Genomic DNA, 16,478 nt, shown 5'->3' with positions numbered 1-16,478 from the left:
GGGCCGCTCAGGCGCAGCAGCCGGAAGCGGCGGCCGCCTTCGGCCGGCATGCCGTGGACGTGGCGCAACCGGCCGCGCCCTTCTCCTTTTCGGCGACGTCGAGCGCGCAGCAGCCGGCAGCGCCGGCCGGCGCCGGGCCGCCGCAGCAAGCGTCATCAGCCCGCGCCGTTGCCGCAAATTGCGTGTTGCACACGCCCGTTTCCGGCAGTTCCAGCCGTACCTCGTCGGCCGCCGCGAAATCTCCGGCCAGTGCCGCCACCACCGAGCGCACCTGTTCATAGCCGGTGACCATCAGGAAATTGGGCGCGCGGCCGTAGCTCTTGGCGCCGACCGTGTAGTAGCCCGGTTCCGGGTGAGCCAGCTCGCGGTGGCCGTGCGGGCGCACGGTGCCGCAGCTGTGCTCATTCGGGTCGATCAGCGGCGCCAGCGCGTCGGTGCTTTCCAGCCAGGGATCGTGCCGCACCCGCAACTCGCGCGTCAACGCCAGGTCCGGACGGGCGCCGGTGGCCGCGACGATCCGGTCCACCGTCGCGATCACGACGGCGGCGCCGTCCGGCCCGGTGCCGACGACATCGATGCCGTGCGCGCCGGTTCGCAGCGACTGGATGCGGAAATCGGTGCGCAGTTCCAGCCGGCCGAAGTCCCTCAGCGCCTTGAGGCGCTGGCCCAGCTGACCACGCGCCGGCAGGCCGTCGGCCTCGCCGCCGCCGAACACCCTGTTCAGCTGGTTGCCGCGCGTGGCCCACACCAGGTGCGTGTCCGGCGCCTCGGTCGCCAGTTGGGCCAGCGCGAGCAAGGTGCCGGCGGCGGAGTGGCCGGCACCCACCACCAGCACGCGCCGGCCGGCGTAGTCGGCGCGCGCGCCGCCCAGGATGTCGGGCATGCCGTAGGCGATGCGCTCGGCGGCCTCGGCCTCGCCCAGCGCCGGCAGGCCGTTGGCGCCCAGCGGATTCGGTTGCGACCAGGTGCCGGTGGCATCGATCACGGCGCCGGCGAGATATTCACGCTCGCCGTCGGCGCCGGCGGTGCGGATCACGAACGGCGCGTCTTGCCGGCCGCGCGTCTTGACCTTGTCGACGCCGGTGCGGCTGATGTGCAGTACGCGCTGCCCCAGCCGGATATGCGGCGCCAGCGCCGGCAAGGCGGCCAGCGGCGCCAGATAGGCGTCCACCAGCGCGCCGGCGGTCGGCAGTTCATCGTCGGCCGGCGCCTGCCAGCCATGCTCCTGCAGCAGCGCGCGGGCGGCCTGGTCGATGTTGTAGCGCCAGGGCGAGAACAGCCGCACATGGCGGTAGCTGGCCAGGTTGGCGCCGACCTGGTCGCCGCTGTCGAAGACGACCGGGGTGAAGCCGCGCGCAATCAGGTGGGCGGCGGCGGCCAGGCCGACGGGACCGGCGCCCAGCACGGCGACGGGCAAGTGGGGGTGTTTGCTGAGCATGGTGTTCTCCCGATATTAGTCATTCGTCGAATAACGAATAACATGACAAAAAAATGGCCTACAAAGCGCCAATCAACTGTTTCAGTTGCGCCAGCCGTTCCGGATTGACGCAATAGCACACTCGCTGCTCGTCCGACGAACCCAGGATCAGGCCGGCCTGCTTGAGGATGCTGATATGCTGCGAAATGGTGGACGGCGCCAGCGGCAGCACGTCGGCCAAGCTGCCGAAGTAGCAGGCGCCGTAGGCCGACAGGTAACGCAGCAGCTGGACCCGCGCGGGGTGGCCAAGCGCCTTGCACAGCATGGCGATCTCTTCCGTGTCCAGGTCCGGCGGCGCGCCTTGCGGCGCGGTATCGCAACAGCTCGTCATTGCATACTCATTCGTTAATCGACGAACAAAGATTAACGCCGATGTCATCAAGCTGTCAAGAAGGTTCGATATTATTTGAAATGTCGTATAGAAATGCAGTAAGATTTCGATCTTAGTAGAACTATCAAAATAAGTGAGCACATGGAAACCCAAGACATCCTGGCCGCGCTGGCGGCCCTGGCGCAGGAACACCGCCTGCGCGCCTTCCGCCTGCTGGTCCAGACCGGGCCGCAGGGTCTGGCCGCCAGCAAGATCAGCGACCACCTGGGCTTGGCCCCCTCGTCCTTGTCGTTCCACCTCAAGGAGCTGACCCACGCCGGACTGATCGTGGGCCGCCAGGAAGGCCGCTTCGTGATTTACAGCGCCAATTTCGACACCATGAATGGCGTGCTCGCTTTTTTGACCGACAACTGCTGCGGCGGAGTCAGCTGCGCGCCAGCCGTCGCCGCTTGCGCGCCGCAAGCGGAACTGGCTTAACGACTACATACCCCATTCACCTCCAACCGGAACCCCACATGAACGTACTGATCCTCTGCACCGGCAACTCCTGCCGCTCGATCCTGGGCGAAGCCACCTTCAATCACTTGGCGCCGCAAGGCTGGCACGCCGTCAGCGCCGGCAGCAAGCCGGCCGGCTACGTGCATCCGCGCTCGCTGGCCCTGCTGCAACGCGAAGGCATTTCCACCGAGGGCTACCACAGCAAGTCGTGGGACAGCCTGCCGGTCACGCCCGACATCGTCATCAGCGTGTGCGGCAACGCCGCCGGCGAGGAATGCCCGGCCTACCTGGGTCCGGTGCTGCGCGCGCACTGGGGCGTGGAAGACCCGGCCCACGTCACCGGCACGGATGAAGAAATCGACGCCGCCTTCATGCACGCCTACCGCACGCTGCGCGCCCGCATCGAGGCCTTTTTTGCGCTGCCGCTGGACGAGCTGAAGAACGACCGCGCGCGCCTGAAGGCCGAGCTGGACCGCATCGGCACCCTGCAAGCCTGACCTGGAGCACACCATGAGCGACAAAGCCTATAACGTATTGTTCCTGTGTACCGGCAATTCGGCGCGCAGCATCATGGCGGAAGCCCTGCTGAACGGCGACGACAGCGGACGCTTCCGTGCTTACAGCGCCGGCAGCCATCCGGCCGGCGCCGTCAACCCGTATGCGCTGGAACAGATCCAGGCCATCGGCCGCACCCAACCCGATCAGCGCAGCAAATCGTGGGACGAATTCGCCGGCGCCGACGCGCCGGCGATGGACTTCGTCATTACCGTGTGCGACAAGGCCGCCGGCGAAGTGTGCCCGTTCTGGCCTGGCCAGCCGGTCACCGCGCACTGGGGTTTCCGCGACCCGGCCGCCTCCACCGGCAGCGCCGAGGAGATTCGCCACGCCTTCGCCACGGTCTGCCGCGAGATCAAGACGCGCCTGGATATCTTCCGCAGTTTGCCGATCGAGAAGCTGGACAAACTGGCGTTGCAACGCGAGCTGGCGAAAATCGGTGGGGTGCAGCCATGACGCTGGCACGGCGCCTGGTGGCCGAAGGCGTGGGCACGGCGCTGCTGCTGGCGGTGGTGGTCGGCTCGGGCATCATGGGCGAGCAACTGGCCGGCGGCAATGTCGCCATCGCGCTGCTGGCCAACACCATCGCCACCGGGGCCGGACTGGTGGCGTTGATCCTGATGTTCGGCACCATCTCCGGCGCGCACTTCAATCCGGTGGTGACGTTGTCCGAGGCCTGGCAGAAGAATGTGCCGGCCGGCGAGGTACTGCCCTACGTCGCGGCGCAGGTGGTCGGCGCCTTCGCCGGCGTAGCCGCCGCGCATGGCATGTTCGACCAGGCGCTCTTCTTCGCCTCCCAGCATGTGCGTACCGGCCCGTCGCAGTGGTGGAGCGAATTCGTCGCCACCTTCGGCCTGATCGGCGTCATCATCGGCTGCTCACGCAGCCGCCCGGCCGTGACGCCGTTCGCGGTGGCGGCCTACATCACGGCGGCCTACTGGTTCACCGCGTCGACTTCATTTGCCAACCCGGCCGTGACCCTGGCGCGCAGTGCCAGCAACACCTTCGCGGGCATCCGGCCGGCGGACGCGCCGGGATTCATCCTGGCCCAGCTGGCCGGCGCGATGGTGGCGACCTTGCTGTTTTGCTGGCTGTATCCGGCACCGCCGCCTGAGGCCACCGTGGCTGGCACTGTTGCGCCCGGCGATTTCGCAGACACGGCGGCATTCACTAAACAAAAGAAAGCGAACGCATGATGGCGATACCGGACCTGCCCAATATCCAGGAGAAATTGCTGGACATGCCCGACATGGCCAAGCTCGCCCAGCAGGGTGAGCTGTCACATCCACCCCGCATCCTGCTGTTGTATGGCTCGCTGCGGGAGCGTTCGTTCAGCCGCTTTCTCACCCATGAAGCGGCGCGTATCCTGGAACACTTCGGCGCCGACGTGAAAATCTTCGATCCGATGGAATTGCCGATGGCCGGCAGTGTGCAGGAAGATCATCCGAAGGTGGTGGAACTGCGCGCGCTGTCGCTGTGGTCGGAGGGCCAGGTCTGGTGCAGTCCTGAGCGCCACGGCGCCATCACTGCGGTGATGAAGAACCAGATCGACTGGATTCCGCTGGAACAGGGGGCGCTTCGGCCCAGCCAGGGACGCACGCTGGCGGTGATGCAGGTGTGCGGTGGCTCGCAGTCGTTCAACGTCGTCAACACGCTGCGCCTGCTGGGTCGCTGGATGCGCATGTTCACGATTCCGAACCAATCCTCGGTGCCAATGGCGTACAAGGAATTCGACGACGCCGGGCGCATGCGCCCTTCCGCCTACTATGACCGGGTGGTGGACGTGATGGAGGAATTGTTCAAGATGACCCTGCTGCTGCGCGGCCGCACCGACTATCTCACTGATCGCTACAGCGAGCGCAATGAGCGGCAGATGAAAATCATCTCTGCGCAAGTGGCGAAGATCTAGCCATACACTTTTGGCCCGGATGGTCGATCGATCGGACCCATGCCCGTCAGTTTTCTCTCGACATGATCGTCCTGTGGAACACGAGCTACATGGAGGCCGCAGTGAACCAGCTGCGCGCGGACGGCTTCGAGGTCCGCGCTGAGGACGTGGCCAGGTTGTCGCCGTTGCTGCATGAGCACATCAACATGCAGGGACGATATTTGTTTTTAGTACCGGATGCTGTGGCGAAGGGCGAACTGCGGCCATTGCGCAACCCGACGAACGACGAATAGGCGTTCTTAACCCGGTTTTCCGTTCCACTGGACCTGAGACCCCGTATACGGCTACTGGCTCCCACTTCCGAAGTCGCCAGGGCTTGGTGCCACTGTGGCGGCGCCGCAGCTGGTGGCCAGTCACCAGTGCAGTCCGGCCTGGTGACGCCTGGCCGCACCAGGTGCGCGGTCGCTGTCACCAGCGTTTGGTGACGCGGCCGCCGCGCCGGCGCCGCGATCGTGTCACCAGCCAAACCGGCTGCGCGGTCCCTCGATGTCCCGGACCGGTCGCATCGGGGCTGGCCGGGGTCGGCCCGGCCAAACCCGCCCCTACATGCTCCCGTGTGGCAGGGGGTGCCGTCCTGCGGCGGCATCCTGACATGCGTCAGGACTTGAGCCGCCCCCGTCTGCTCTGCTCATCGGCCGGGTAAAACCGGCTTGGCAGAACAAGGTCACTTAGCGCGAGACAGTATGCGGGCCGCATCCTGAAGCTTCCCCAGGCCCTCGGCCAAGGCCGAATCCAGCCTCCTGGCGCGTTCTGCCAACACGTCATAGTCTTTGGCCCTCTGGATCGCGTTGCGCGCCGCCTGCATCTTTCCAAGGTCCATGCCGATGTATTTCCGGCGCCTAGGCTCCCCTGGTTGGATGGGATACAGCAGAACGAGGTACTTGCCGTCCTTCATGTGCTCGCTGGCATAGATCAGCCCGTCCTGCTTCAGCACCCGCATTTGCTCGGCGATGTCGGCCTTTGCCCGGTCGAGCTGGGCGATACAGTCAGGGAGCGCAGCGGCGACAGCGGAGAGGTTCTCGATGTGGCTCTTGGTCATGGTCATGATGTGGGTCTCGATGATGGTGGTGACACGCTCAGCTGCGCCAGGCTTGAATTCTGTCACCACGGATGCGTTTTTGGTAGGGTCGGCCGCGAATCAATGCGTGTCGCGGTAGGTGGTCAGGCTCTTCATCAGGTTCGCGAAGTATCCCGCCCGGCGTGCTTCCTCAGCTTGCGCGTACAGGCGCCGGATGCACTGGATCAGTACGGCCTCTTCGTCGGGACCGGCCGCGCCCGCGAGATGGACGGCCTCCAGCAGCAGTACCATGGGGCCGAGGCAGTTGCTGATAACTTCGTCGCGGCGGGCTTCGGGAATGGCGCCGGGCGGCAGGGTCTTCAGGCATTCGCAAATAAGTTCCTGCACGTGGGCCGCACTGGGGATGTTTAATGTGGTCATGTCGAACTCCTGTCTGCTAGCGGGCATCGGACGATGCATTGTTGTCACCCAAAAATACTTGTCGGCGGTCGCCCTGCGTGGTGAGGATGATCCGGCCAGCCGCTTCCGACTCGCGAAGGTAGTACGAGACCTTGACGGCCAGGGCCGCCGCTTCGCTATGCAAGACGAAATTGGAATCGGGGTCGCGCCTGTATTCCCTCAGCAACGCCGCCAGCCGTTTGGCGTTAGATCGAGCGCGCTTCCCGCTTTGGCGCGCAAAAAACTTCAGTTTCGATTTCATCGTGGACCTCATCGCTTAAGCCGTTCGATTTCGAGAGGAGGGAGCAAGCCCCCTCCCCCAGCTGGGATTACGCCTTCAGCTTGCGCATTTCCTCGGACAGAATCCAAAGGGCACGGTTGAGCTTCACGGACTGGTCGATGCCGGTCACTGGACGGGTCTGACGGCGCTGGCCGGTGGCGGTACGGCCGGACAGGCCGCCGTCGATCAGGTGTTCCTGCACCCGGTTGAACGTCGTCCACAGATCGTTAGAGCGGTCCTCTGCGCGCTTCGGATAGAGGATTTGGGATTCGGTCACGGGGGCCGGTGCCGTTTCGGTGTCGTACTTCAGGGCCAGGGCGGAGCGCGCGAATGCTTGCTGCTCGCCAGCATTCAGGGTCAGCGATTTCATGCCCTCCATCTGTTCGCCGATCAGCTCGAAATCGTCCAGCACGCGGAAGGCGCCCTCGATCACGTTGTCCACGATGTCGCCCTGGTGGCGGATACGGATGTCGCTCAGCGTGTCGCCGCAAACCAAGCCGTTCGCGCACACGAAGCGGTACATGCCGGACAGCATTTGATAGCTGCTGGTGCCGTCATGCGAATTCAGCAGGATGATTTCGTTGGCTTCCTGGCTGTTGATCTGGCTGGCGTGGCGCAGGCGCACCATGTGTTTCGTGTGCTCGCGCTTGCCTTCGTCGCGGGCTTTCGCTTGGCAAACCATGAACGGGGAAAAGCCCTCTTTGCGCAGCGCATTGAGCACGTCGCCCGTGGGAATGTAGGTGTAGCGCGTCGAGCGGCTTTCATGCTTTTCAACGGCGAAGATGGAAGGGGCGACGCGCATGATCTGGTCGTCGCTCAGAGGGAAATCCGAACGGAAGGAGACGCGATTGCGGGTGAATTTGGAAGCTAACATGGTCATTTCCTTTAGGTTACGTTGACGTTGAATCAGTTTTTTTAACAGGTGAATCGTTTCGTCCACCATGTAACCATTATAATTCATGACAACCTTAATGACAACTCTTTTATATTGTCATAAAGCGTTTTTGTGCGAGTATTTATTGATGACAGAACGTGCCCTGATAGTCTTTTGCAATGGGCAGAAATAGCGCTTGCTGCCGCAGTTCATCAGTCGGGAACCGTGTTCTGTAGACCGGTTTTCGCGGCCGATGAGAAGAGCAAACGGGGGCGGCTCAAGTCCTGACGCATGTCAGGATGCCGCCGCAGGACGGCACCCCCTGCCACACGGGAGCATGTAGGGGCGGGTTTGGCCGGGCCGACCCCGGCCAGCCCCGATGCGACCGGTCCGGGACATCGAGGGACCGCGCAGCCGGTTTGGCTGGTGACACGATCGCGGCGCCGGCGCGGCGGCCGCGTCACCAAACGCTGGTGACAGCGACCGCGCACCTGGTGCGGCCAGGCGTCACCATGCCGACTGCATTGGTGACTGGCCACCAGCTGCAGCGCCGCCGCGGTGGCACCAAAACTAAGGGGTGCGGGGTTGTCCTTGACGTGCGGGGTTAGGCAAGTGGTGGCCTGGAGGGGTGGGCGGTTTCATCGCCCAGTCGCGCAGCGACCAAGGGAGCGTAAGCGACCGCGCTCCGGAACGGGCATCCCGGTTTTTCGCGTACGCGAAAAATGCCCCGGAAGCTGCTGGAATAACATTTCCCGGTTTTGTAGATCATAAGCAACGCTTTGTGAACATTTATCAATAACGTTCAGCGATACAGTAAAATTGGCTCTCTACATACCAAACTCTACCGATACAAATGGGCTTCAATAAAAACGAGCTTGCTACCATCGCGAAAACAAGCCCTGATGCGTATTCTGTCGAACTTCGCACGGCGGAAGACAATTTTTGGTATGCGTTTGTAAGCCTGATCCGGACATCGGAAGAACATCGAATTTTGACCGCCAGGGGAGATGTGAAGTCTTGGCGTAATCTTGCCGATGCGGTGCTATTTTTTGAGAAAACCTGTCCGGATTGCCTCAATTTCGAGGTCAAAATTGGGACTTGGGTTCTGGCCAGACGTGCCGGATCGGCACCAGACCTTCAATAAATCACCCTCCTTCCCATAGGAATTCATTCCAGTATGCATCACCTTCTACCGGCTGACTTGGCTCAGGCCCTTGCGGACATTTCCACGGCCAGACTTTCCAGCTATCAGAATTTTTTCAGCCCGACGAACGATGCGGAGCTTTACGGCCTCTACTGCTGGAACGACGCGGTGTCGAGTCGGTACATGAGGCTCATAGGTATTTTGGAAATCATTCTCCGCAATCGCCTGCACGCGGCATTGAGCGGCTATGCGTGGAACCGCCGTCGCTCTGTCGGGAACAGGGACTCCAACGACTGGTACTTGAAGCTCTACAACCCGTTTACAGGCACCACTACGGGCGATAAAACGTTGAGCAAGAAGATAGGGAGCCGTGGCAGGCCAACAGCTCCCAACAAGGTCATTGCCAGTATGACCTACGGCTTCTGGCCCCACGTGCTCGACAAGACATTAGACAACAACGGCAATCCCGTTCCGTGGGACTCGCTTATCCCAGCAATCCTTCCGGGCCATCACCAGCGCGCATCCACGTATTGGGGTGTGCAGGCCCATCAGGATGCCCTCTTCGCAAGGCTGGTGTTGGTCGGCGATCTGCGTAACAGAGTTGCGCATTTCGAGCCATTGTGGAAGTTTGGCGACGAGCTGAGCGAGACACGCGACCGGCCTGGTGTACCCAGGATCGTGGTAAATCCTGCGCCGACTACGGTTCTCGAAAGCCTGCACCGTCTGCAAACGTATTACCAAAGGACGACGCAATTGTTGCACTGGCTGTCGAAAAGTCGCGCTGCGGATTATGCCGAATCGGAAAACCATCAGTCGCTTAGGTGGCTAATGTCCGAGGACGCGCTAAAAAGCTTCCGGTCGCTCCCTGGTCACGGCGAAATTAGGCTCAGTTCCCTGACCAAGGGGTGGGGGCTAAAGGACGAGCTGAGGACGCGTAAGTTTGCGGTAATTACTGACAAGAGGAAAGCGGTAGGAAGGTATTACAGCGAGCCTTTTTGAGGAAATCGGACCCGGAAAGACAAAGAGCCATCCTTTAGGGATGACTCTTTGATTGAAGCCGTTGCACTCCAGACCCTGCTAAGTCGCTATTAACCGTCGCAAGTTACGCCTGTCATGTCTACCCAAGTATCTTAACACAAGCCGTATGCGGTTGCAAACAAGGTCGTGACAGTAGCAGCCGGAGAGCGTAAGACGCGGCACGTAGCCAATAGACAACAAATAACCCGGGTTGGTGACGCCGCGGAACTGCTGCAGCGCGCCGGCAGTCACCAAGGAAGACATTTTCGCGTCCGCGAAAATTGGTGACGTCGGATCGCGGCCGACGCGCTGGCCAAGTCACCAAGCAAACCCGGATCAAGGCTGCGGATCATCCTGGCGTTCGAGCAGCAGCGGCAGGATGATCGTAATCTTGGTCCCCTCCCCTGGCTGCGAATCGAACTTGAATCTGCCGTTGTAGGGGTAAATTCGTTCCTTCATCCCGATCAGACCAATCCCCTCGGCCTCGTGGGACACGTTGCAGCCCACGCCATTGTCGAGCACGGTCAAACGCACCGATTGGCTCGCTTCGTCAACTTTCAGCGTCACATACGCTTGCGTGGCGTTCGCGTGCTTCACGACGTTGGAGAGCCCTTCCTGGATCAATCGGAAGATCGTGATCGACAGTCCTCCGTCGAGCTTCGAGCAGTCGCCATTCTCCTTGAACTCGAATTGGCAGCAAGGGTGGCTTGCGTTGTACGTATAAATCATTTCCTCGATTGCGCCCCGCAATCCCAGCATGTCGAGCACTTCTGGCCGCAGGCGCCTCACTATGATCCTCGCGTTCTCGTACAGCTCAAGGGTCAGATTCATGATCGTTTGAGCGCGGGCAGCGATTTCGCTGCTGGCCGTCGCAGACGGCCCCTGGTGTGCGAGGTGGATGATGCGTTCCGAGTTCAGTTTTGCCGCGATGAGCGTTGCGTTGAGCTGGTCGTGGATTTCGATGGAAATGCTCTTGCGTTCGTCCTCCACGGCGGTATTGACCTTTTGGATCAGCTTGCGTTTTTCGTAATTGGCTTTGACTGCCTCGTTGCGCGACTGCTCCAGGGCGATGGTGCGCTCCTGCACCTTCCTCTCCAAACTCTGCTTGGATTCGTTCAGGCTGATGCTCATTTCCTTGATGGACGCTTGCAGATCCCCTATTTCGCCGCCGCTTGTCACGGCTATGTCGGTGTCGTACTTTCCGGCCCGGATGCCGTTTACCGCCCCTATGATCGTCGCCAGGGGCCGTTTGAGGGTATTGGACAGGATCATGGCGATCCAGATGCTGGCGATCAGGGCGAGCATAGCGATGGCCGTTTGCTGGTAGAGGCGCTCTTTCTGGACTGCCAGCACATCGACGGCCGACATGCTCACCTCGGCCTGGCCGATCACGGTTGGCTTGAACTGTGAAGCGTGGTCGACCGCCGGACCGGTCAAATGCGGCTCCCCGGTAGCGCCAAAATCGTCAACGATGGGCGCTTGCCTGAAAATTGCCGATTTCGCCACTGGTATCGAACTGTCCGGGCTTGTCTCGGCAGCGATACGAAAGACTTCGCGCTGCTGGTTGTCGAGCACGCGGATCAGGCGGATGCTGCTGTCCGATTTCAGGAAGCCTTTGGACATGCGCGCCAGTTCGGAAAAATTGCCGGTGACGAGCGAATATTCGCTGCTCTCGGCAACCGCCGTGGCGACGACCTTCCCACGCTCTACGACCTCGGCGCGCACTTCGGCCAGGCGGGCCACGTACGTGAAGGGTACGACCGAACAGAACAGCAGTACGACGGGCACGAGGGTGATCCATACCAGCCGCGTGCCGATGCTCCAGTTCGTCCATTTCAGGAATTTCATAGCTTACCGCCCGGCTTACGCGAAAACTTGGGTACTTGGTCGGAAATGACGATGTTCAGCGACCGGGCCACGTCCTCATTCACGATGGCGTCGAAGAATTTGGGGAATTGTGGCTCCGGCAGGCGTCCGGTGGTTTCGTATTCCCCAAGCATTTCGTCCACTTGCGCAACGATATCGTCAATGCCTGAGTACGTGGACGCCAGCGCCCCGGCTTTGACGACGGCCGCCGAGAACCCGATGACCGCCTGGTTTCGGCGGTAGGTCGAAACCAGTATGGTCCGGATCGTTTCGGCGTTGTAGACAGCACTGTCGGGGGTGGCCAGGATCGCCTGCACGTCCGCCAAGCGTGTGAGGACTCGATTGATGTCTTCACCTGGTGCGAGCCTTTCGTAGGTCACCTCGGCCTGCCGCGAGGTGACGCTGCGGCGCAGGACGCTTTCGATGTGCTCGTTGTCGCTGCTGAGAATGACGCCAACCTTGATTGGTTTGCGGTAAATCGTTCCGATAAGCTGGAACTGCTGGACCGGGGACGGGTCGGCGTATACGGCGCTGACGGCGCCTGCGCGCCAGGGTGCCTTGTCGTTGACCGCGTGGAATACCTTGTGCGATGTGAAGGTCGAAATTATCGGGCCGCTTGTGCCGGTCGCGGCCAGGTAGCGCAGCGCTTCCGGCCCCACCGCCAGGTAGATCGGCAGCTTGCCTGCCGGTCGGCGTTTGTTGACTTGGCTGGCCGCGCTGGCGGTAGGAAACCGTGCGCGCAGCGCTTCGACTATCAGGATGGTGGATTTCGACTGATCGGCGGTAATGATCTGCAAATCATAGCGCTGGCCGTTAAGCGCCCACGCGTCAGCGGCTGGACCAGCTAGAAGAGGTACGAGAAGGGCGAGAAACTGTCTCCGAGAACGTACACTCATGTTGCAGCAGCTTTAGGTTGTGTAACATTGGCCGCTGCGAGGGTGAAAAGCGCAGCGGCAGGATATGCGTCAGAAGGTAGCTTTGATGCTAACCTGATATTGCATTTGATTACCGATGCGATTGGTAATCGACTTGCCGATGTCGTAGAAGTACCTCACCTCGGATTCGTCCAAGTGCGTCACAGTCAACGTCGGCGTCAAAACTGCCCCGCCGATGCGGAAGCGCTTAGAGATGGTCAAATCCTGTTTGCCGAAGGCGCTCTGGCCCGTGGCCGCACCCTGGTTCTTGTACGCGGCCAGCGATACGCGGACATCCCCAGGCAGCAGGTGTGACGCGGCGAACATGCCGCTGTTGCGGGAGTACTGCGTCAATTCGGTCGGCGTTGTCGCGTCGGCGTTGAGGTGGGAATAACCGGCATGCACGTTCCAATTGGGTGCGGGTGCGTAATCGACTTGTACCTCCGCGCCGCGCAGGCGCAGTGCATTGGCGTTCGTCGGCTTGAAGCTGGTCAGCGTGAGCCGTTCGGAAATCAGATTGGTCAAGTGGTCATCGAACAGCTTCGCATCGACTGTCAGCCCACGGGCGGGGAAATTGCCCGAATAGCCTATTTCCCGCGACGTGTTCTTTTCGGCCTGGAGGGTGCCGCTCGCGCGCGCGCTTTGCGCGTAATACGCTTCGGACACACCCAGCAGAGCGGGATTCAGGCCGGTGGTCAGGTACGACCAGTTCGACCGCTGCTCGATGATGCCCGGCATTCTGTTGGCGCGGGACAGCACCACGCGCACCGTGTTATTCGCGTCCAAATGCTTGTTGAGTGCGATACGCGGCGAAAATGAGGAACCCGTCAGGTTGTCGCTCTCGTAGTAGCCACCAGCGTTGACGACGAAGGAAGAGGCTGGGCGGTATTCGGCATTGGCGAAAACGCGCCAGGTATTGTTGCTGACCTTGCCGCCAAGGTACGTCGCGCTTTCTGCCGTGTCGCGCCGGCCGCCGGCGCCCGCGACAAACCGGAGCGATTCGGAAAGCACGCTGGTCATCTGCACTTCGATGTCGGCGCGGTTCTCAACATAGTTTTGATTGGTGGTGCCGCAAGCGGGCGCTGTCGCCCTGGCGCCCAGGCCGCGAATGGCACGCAGGGCCGCAGCTGCCAGCAGGTTGTCAGCCGGGGTGCCTCCCGAAGGTGCCTGGCCCGCGATGATCGCCAGGACGTAGCTTGGATTGGCGCGCCAAAGGGTGCCGAGTTCGGGCAGGTAGGCGAGGGCCGGCAGGCATTCGACCCAATTCTGGTCGTTGCTGTGGCGGGACAGGTAGGCATTGACCTTGATTTCGTGGGCGGGCGACAGGCTCTTGTGCCAAGTTATGCCGATGTCGCGCTCTTGCAGTCCGACATCGGGGTACGACTGCTGGTACTGGTCAAGCAGCGGATTTTCCTGCCGTCCATTGAGCGCCGCCACGCGCACTTCAAGGTTCTCATCCTTTCCAAGTTCCGTCGATGAGCGGAAGTTAAGCAGATCGCGTTCCGAGCGGTCGTGGTGCGGATCGACTCCCGGCAAGGTGAAACCGGAGCCGCGCACCTCTTCAAAACCCGCCGTCCGGCGGCGGTCCAGCGTGAGCCAGTAATTGGTGGCTGCGCCGATCTTGCCGCCATGGCGCGCAGTGGCCGAGCGTGTCTTGCGCGAGCCTGCCGAACCGCTAAGTGAGGTTCCGGCTGACTCGTTCGGGTGCTTGGTGACGATGTTGATAATCGCCAGCATCGAATTGGGGCCGTACGACGCGCTGTTCGGCCCGCGAGTCACTTCGATGCGCTCGATGTCATCCAAAGCCACAGGCAACATGGTCCAGTCCACTTGGGCGAACGCGGAGCGGTAGACCGACATACCATCGACCAGTACATTCATCCGCCGTGGCGAAAAGGCATTACTGCCGTGGTAGTTGATCGAGTATTGGCCGCCCGAAAGCTGGGTGACGGCCATGCCAGGAACCAGTCGCAGCGCTTCCGGCACAGTGCTAATGCCGTACTTCACCAGCATGTCGGCGGTGATGACGGTCACGCTTCCTGGCACCTCCGAAATTGGCTGGCGTAAGCGTGTGGGCGTGAGCACGACATTGGTGTTGTCAATGATGTCGAGGTCCGCGCTTTGGCCGAACGCCTGCAACGTGGTGAAGGTAAGGGCGCTGAGCGCCAGGTAACGTGGGAATGGCTTCATGATCGTCATTTATAGGGTTCGGGGATAGGTGAACGCAACGAAGTGCAACGCATTCAGCGCGAAATGAGTCAATATCGCCGCCTCGATTCGCTTACTGCGGTGAAGTGCGTAGCCGTATCCAAGACCGGCCAGCGAAGCTAGGGCGATCAACAACGGCCCCCCCTTCGCATGGGCGATGCCGAATAGGACCGCCGCTACGACCATGGCGATATAGGGGCCGGAACGCCAGCGCTTCATTCCAATGGTGAGTTGCGCTTGGATGAAGCCACGGAAGAACGCTTCCTCGGTCACGCATGTGAACAGCAAGTTGCACAGGAAAAACACGGGAGTGTAGGCAACAAGCTTGGGATCAACATTGACATAGCTCAAGACAACACCCAAAGCGAGGACGACCATTGGCGTGCCGATGATGACGGGGTACTGGCGGAGGACTTCGCGCCATTCGTTGCGGGTGCGGGCTCGCACGCAGAAGGTCGCGAAGAGTATCAGACCGGCTGCGGCCGTGTCGAAGTTGAGATTGTGCGTGAAGGTGGGCGCCCCTTCGCTGACGCGCATATTCGATACAAGCGAAGGATTCATGAAACCGGGGAACTTGTGGACGGACAGAGCCAACGTCATCCAGCCGGTCCCTATGAGCAACGCCAACTTGATCAAGCCGGGCTTCACGGCCTTCGCGGCGTAGGCGAGGGCGGCGAAACCTGTCAGTGCGAACAAGCCTTGCCACGAGACCAAGCCGGTTTGAAGACCGCTGACGCAGGCGGCGGCGAACACAGCCCCCCAAGGGGGCAGGGTGAGCTTGTCGCTAATGCGCAGGGGCTTGAGCCATACGGCGACGATGGACGCGGCCAGGAGGCCGTAGGTGACGGCAATCGGTATTGTTATATTCATAATTTGCAGGGTAGATTTTCGCGGACGCGAAAAAGCTGGTCCTTGGCCTTTTTCGCCTCCGCGAAAATCAAGGCTCGATGTATCCGTGTTTGACGGCAAGTAATGTCAAATCGGCAATTCTGTTGGTGCCGAGCTTTTCCTTGAGTGAATGGGTCACATTGCTGATCGTCTTCTGCGAAAGGCCCAGCAAGTCCGCCATTTCCTGATTTGTCCGGCCCTTTGCCGTCAGCAGGAAGATATCGAACTCGCGGGGATCGAGCACAGCACCTGGCGACTGGTCGCCCTTCACCGACAAATTGGCCAAGCGTTTGGCGATCCTGTTGAGGAAATAGGTTTCGCCGCGACTGGCATCAGAGACCGCTTGGGCCAAGTCGCCCGCGCTGATGTCTTTGGTTAGAAAACCGCGTCCGCCGATGCTGTAAGTCTGCTTGATCAGCGCATCCTGGTCGAACTGGCTCAAAAACAAAATGTTGGCATCGGGATGGCGCTCCAGAATCGTTTTGGCGGCATCCAGGCCTGTCAGCTTTTCGCCAAACCGCAAGTCCATCATTAGAACGTCTGGCTTCAATTTTTCGTAACTTTCCACGGCTTCATTGGGCGTAGTTGCTTGCCCAATTACCTCTATTCCTTTGCTTTGCAGGGAAAGTGCAAACCCCGACATAACGATGGGGTGGTCGTCCGCCAGCAGGACGCGCATCTGCGCTGTCTCATTGTCATTCATACATTTCTCCTAGTTTTTCCCGTGAGCATTCGGTTTTGGGTTCGGCTGTTTTGCGCATTCAGTCGGATTGGCTACTGCCGTCTTTATTTTTTTATGCTGCGAGAGTGGCAATTATTTCATGGTTCGTCTTGCAACGGACGCCCCTGAAGGGCGTAGCACATCTTTTTGATAACTTTATTTAATTACCAACAGGAATTTTACCGTTATTGGCAGAAAATGTTTCCAAAAATATACGTGGAAATGCCTAAAAAAGTTCTTTAGTATTTCTGTAACAGGAAATATTTTTACCATATCTTCCCTAGGATACTTCCATATCAAG

General features: G+C 60.7%; 18 protein-coding genes and 1 pseudogene. 8 read left to right on the top strand and 11 right to left on the bottom strand.

The features are described from left to right. Positions 1-7: 7 nt before the first annotated feature. Both AC56DV_RS04025 and AC56DV_RS04020 read right to left on the bottom strand, forming a co-directional pair. On the bottom strand, positions 8-1,438 hold the full coding sequence (locus tag AC56DV_RS04025) for an FAD-dependent oxidoreductase (RefSeq protein ID WP_496313018.1): 1,431 nt from the start codon (positions 1,436-1,438) through the stop codon (positions 8-10). 58 nt (positions 1,439-1,496) lie between these two features. Further along, positions 1,497-1,808 carry an ArsR/SmtB family transcription factor gene (locus tag AC56DV_RS04020; protein ID WP_496313017.1) on the bottom strand — a complete coding sequence of 104 codons (312 nt, stop codon included), beginning with the start codon at positions 1,806-1,808 and terminating at the stop codon, positions 1,497-1,499. Positions 1,809-1,949: 141 nt separating this feature from the next. Between AC56DV_RS04020 and AC56DV_RS04015 the strand changes: the two genes are divergently transcribed. The 6 genes and pseudogenes from AC56DV_RS04015 to AC56DV_RS03990 all read left to right on the top strand — a co-directional run. Continuing rightward, positions 1,950-2,285, top strand: coding sequence for an ArsR/SmtB family transcription factor (locus tag AC56DV_RS04015; RefSeq protein WP_496313016.1), 336 nt, complete (start codon positions 1,950-1,952; stop codon positions 2,283-2,285). A 38-nt stretch (positions 2,286-2,323) separates the two neighbouring features. Next, complete coding sequence (locus tag AC56DV_RS04010) at positions 2,324-2,803, top strand: arsenate reductase ArsC (protein ID WP_496313015.1); 480 nt, start codon at positions 2,324-2,326, stop codon at positions 2,801-2,803. A gap of 13 nt (positions 2,804-2,816) precedes the next feature. After that, a complete protein-coding gene (locus AC56DV_RS04005; protein WP_496313014.1) occupies positions 2,817-3,317 on the top strand; it encodes an arsenate reductase ArsC in 501 nt (166 codons plus the stop codon). Beyond that, complete coding sequence (locus AC56DV_RS04000; protein WP_496313013.1) at positions 3,314-4,057, top strand: aquaporin; 744 nt, start codon at positions 3,314-3,316, stop codon at positions 4,055-4,057. Before AC56DV_RS04005 ends, AC56DV_RS04000 begins: the two co-directional genes overlap by 4 nt. Further along, on the top strand, positions 4,054-4,770 hold the full coding sequence (arsH, locus tag AC56DV_RS03995; protein WP_496313012.1) for an arsenical resistance protein ArsH: 717 nt from the start codon (positions 4,054-4,056) through the stop codon (positions 4,768-4,770). Before AC56DV_RS04000 ends, arsH begins: the two co-directional genes overlap by 4 nt. Before the next feature lie 59 nt (positions 4,771-4,829). After that, positions 4,830-5,042 (top strand): annotated as a pseudogene (locus tag AC56DV_RS03990) (Tn3 family transposase); the annotation flags it as partial. A 431-nt stretch (positions 5,043-5,473) separates the two neighbouring features. Here AC56DV_RS03990 and AC56DV_RS03985 read toward each other — a convergent pair. The 4 genes from AC56DV_RS03985 to AC56DV_RS03970 form a co-directional block, all read right to left on the bottom strand. Then, the gene (locus tag AC56DV_RS03985; protein WP_496313011.1) at positions 5,474-5,854 is read right to left on the bottom strand and encodes a hypothetical protein; all 381 of its coding nucleotides are present in this window, start codon (positions 5,852-5,854) and stop codon (positions 5,474-5,476) included. A 93-nt stretch (positions 5,855-5,947) separates the two neighbouring features. After that, positions 5,948-6,247, bottom strand: a complete 300-nt coding sequence (locus tag AC56DV_RS03980) for a hypothetical protein (protein ID WP_496313010.1) — start codon at positions 6,245-6,247, stop codon at positions 5,948-5,950. Between the two features lie 16 nt (positions 6,248-6,263). Next, entirely contained in the window at positions 6,264-6,527 is a 264-nt protein-coding gene (locus AC56DV_RS03975) for a hypothetical protein (RefSeq protein WP_496313009.1), read from the bottom strand. A gap of 67 nt (positions 6,528-6,594) precedes the next feature. Then, entirely contained in the window at positions 6,595-7,419 is an 825-nt protein-coding gene (locus AC56DV_RS03970; RefSeq protein ID WP_496313008.1) for a DUF932 domain-containing protein, read from the bottom strand. An 853-nt stretch (positions 7,420-8,272) separates the two neighbouring features. On the opposite strand from AC56DV_RS03970, the gene AC56DV_RS03965 reads away from it, so the two are divergent. After that, positions 8,273-8,563: a hypothetical protein gene (locus AC56DV_RS03965; protein ID WP_496313007.1), complete on the top strand. Its 291-nt coding sequence runs from the start codon at positions 8,273-8,275 to the stop codon at positions 8,561-8,563. A 33-nt stretch (positions 8,564-8,596) separates the two neighbouring features. After that, positions 8,597-9,562, top strand: a complete 966-nt coding sequence (locus tag AC56DV_RS03960; protein ID WP_496313006.1) for a hypothetical protein — start codon at positions 8,597-8,599, stop codon at positions 9,560-9,562. A gap of 354 nt (positions 9,563-9,916) precedes the next feature. Here the strand turns inward: AC56DV_RS03960 and AC56DV_RS03955 are convergent, their stop codons facing one another. The 5 genes from AC56DV_RS03955 to AC56DV_RS03935 all read right to left on the bottom strand — a co-directional run bounded on the left by AC56DV_RS03955 (position 9,917) and on the right by AC56DV_RS03935 (position 16,159). Further along, a complete protein-coding gene (locus AC56DV_RS03955) occupies positions 9,917-11,428 on the bottom strand; it encodes a sensor histidine kinase (RefSeq protein ID WP_496313005.1) in 1,512 nt (503 codons plus the stop codon). After that, positions 11,425-12,243 (bottom strand): hypothetical protein, encoded by an 819-nt coding sequence (locus tag AC56DV_RS03950; protein ID WP_496313004.1) that lies wholly within the window; start codon positions 12,241-12,243, stop codon positions 11,425-11,427. Before AC56DV_RS03950 ends, AC56DV_RS03955 begins: the two co-directional genes overlap by 4 nt. 168 nt (positions 12,244-12,411) lie before the next feature. Further along, entirely contained in the window at positions 12,412-14,559 is a 2,148-nt protein-coding gene (locus AC56DV_RS03945) for a TonB-dependent receptor plug domain-containing protein (protein ID WP_496313003.1), read from the bottom strand. Continuing rightward, positions 14,560-15,438 (bottom strand): CPBP family intramembrane glutamic endopeptidase, encoded by an 879-nt coding sequence (locus AC56DV_RS03940; protein WP_496313002.1) that lies wholly within the window; start codon positions 15,436-15,438, stop codon positions 14,560-14,562. It lies immediately after the preceding gene. A gap of 67 nt (positions 15,439-15,505) precedes the next feature. Beyond that, positions 15,506-16,159 carry a response regulator transcription factor gene (locus AC56DV_RS03935; protein WP_496313001.1) on the bottom strand — a complete coding sequence of 218 codons (654 nt, stop codon included), beginning with the start codon at positions 16,157-16,159 and terminating at the stop codon, positions 15,506-15,508. Positions 16,160-16,478 lie beyond the last annotated feature (319 nt).

The sequence above is a fragment of the Massilia sp. BGA-UO-ETr-WB1 genome (assembly GCF_059567845.1).
Note: the sequence above shows the minus strand (reverse complement) of the source record. Positions and strands in the feature narration are given on the sequence as shown.

Bases quoted from the DNA above. Each gene is read 5' to 3' on its own strand.
- AC56DV_RS04025 (WP_496313018.1), bottom strand. From the start codon at position 1,438: ATGCTCAGCAAACACCCCCACTTGCCCGTCGCCGTGCTGGGCGCCGGT.
- AC56DV_RS04020 (WP_496313017.1), bottom strand. From the start codon at position 1,808: ATGACGAGCTGTTGCGATACCGCGCCGCAAGGCGCGCCGCCGGACCTG.
- AC56DV_RS04015 (WP_496313016.1), top strand. From the start codon at position 1,950: ATGGAAACCCAAGACATCCTGGCCGCGCTGGCGGCCCTGGCGCAGGAA.
- AC56DV_RS04010 (WP_496313015.1), top strand. From the start codon at position 2,324: ATGAACGTACTGATCCTCTGCACCGGCAACTCCTGCCGCTCGATCCTG.
- AC56DV_RS04005 (WP_496313014.1), top strand. From the start codon at position 2,817: ATGAGCGACAAAGCCTATAACGTATTGTTCCTGTGTACCGGCAATTCG.
- AC56DV_RS04000 (WP_496313013.1), top strand. From the start codon at position 3,314: ATGACGCTGGCACGGCGCCTGGTGGCCGAAGGCGTGGGCACGGCGCTG.
- arsH (WP_496313012.1), top strand. From the start codon at position 4,054: ATGATGGCGATACCGGACCTGCCCAATATCCAGGAGAAATTGCTGGAC.
- AC56DV_RS03985 (WP_496313011.1), bottom strand. From the start codon at position 5,854: ATGACCATGACCAAGAGCCACATCGAGAACCTCTCCGCTGTCGCCGCT.
- AC56DV_RS03980 (WP_496313010.1), bottom strand. From the start codon at position 6,247: ATGACCACATTAAACATCCCCAGTGCGGCCCACGTGCAGGAACTTATT.
- AC56DV_RS03975 (WP_496313009.1), bottom strand. From the start codon at position 6,527: ATGAAATCGAAACTGAAGTTTTTTGCGCGCCAAAGCGGGAAGCGCGCT.
- AC56DV_RS03970 (WP_496313008.1), bottom strand. From the start codon at position 7,419: ATGTTAGCTTCCAAATTCACCCGCAATCGCGTCTCCTTCCGTTCGGAT.
- AC56DV_RS03965 (WP_496313007.1), top strand. From the start codon at position 8,273: ATGGGCTTCAATAAAAACGAGCTTGCTACCATCGCGAAAACAAGCCCT.
- AC56DV_RS03960 (WP_496313006.1), top strand. From the start codon at position 8,597: ATGCATCACCTTCTACCGGCTGACTTGGCTCAGGCCCTTGCGGACATT.
- AC56DV_RS03955 (WP_496313005.1), bottom strand. From the start codon at position 11,428: ATGAAATTCCTGAAATGGACGAACTGGAGCATCGGCACGCGGCTGGTA.
- AC56DV_RS03945 (WP_496313003.1), bottom strand. From the start codon at position 14,559: ATGACGATCATGAAGCCATTCCCACGTTACCTGGCGCTCAGCGCCCTT.
- AC56DV_RS03940 (WP_496313002.1), bottom strand. From the start codon at position 15,438: ATGAATATAACAATACCGATTGCCGTCACCTACGGCCTCCTGGCCGCG.
- AC56DV_RS03935 (WP_496313001.1), bottom strand. From the start codon at position 16,159: ATGAATGACAATGAGACAGCGCAGATGCGCGTCCTGCTGGCGGACGAC.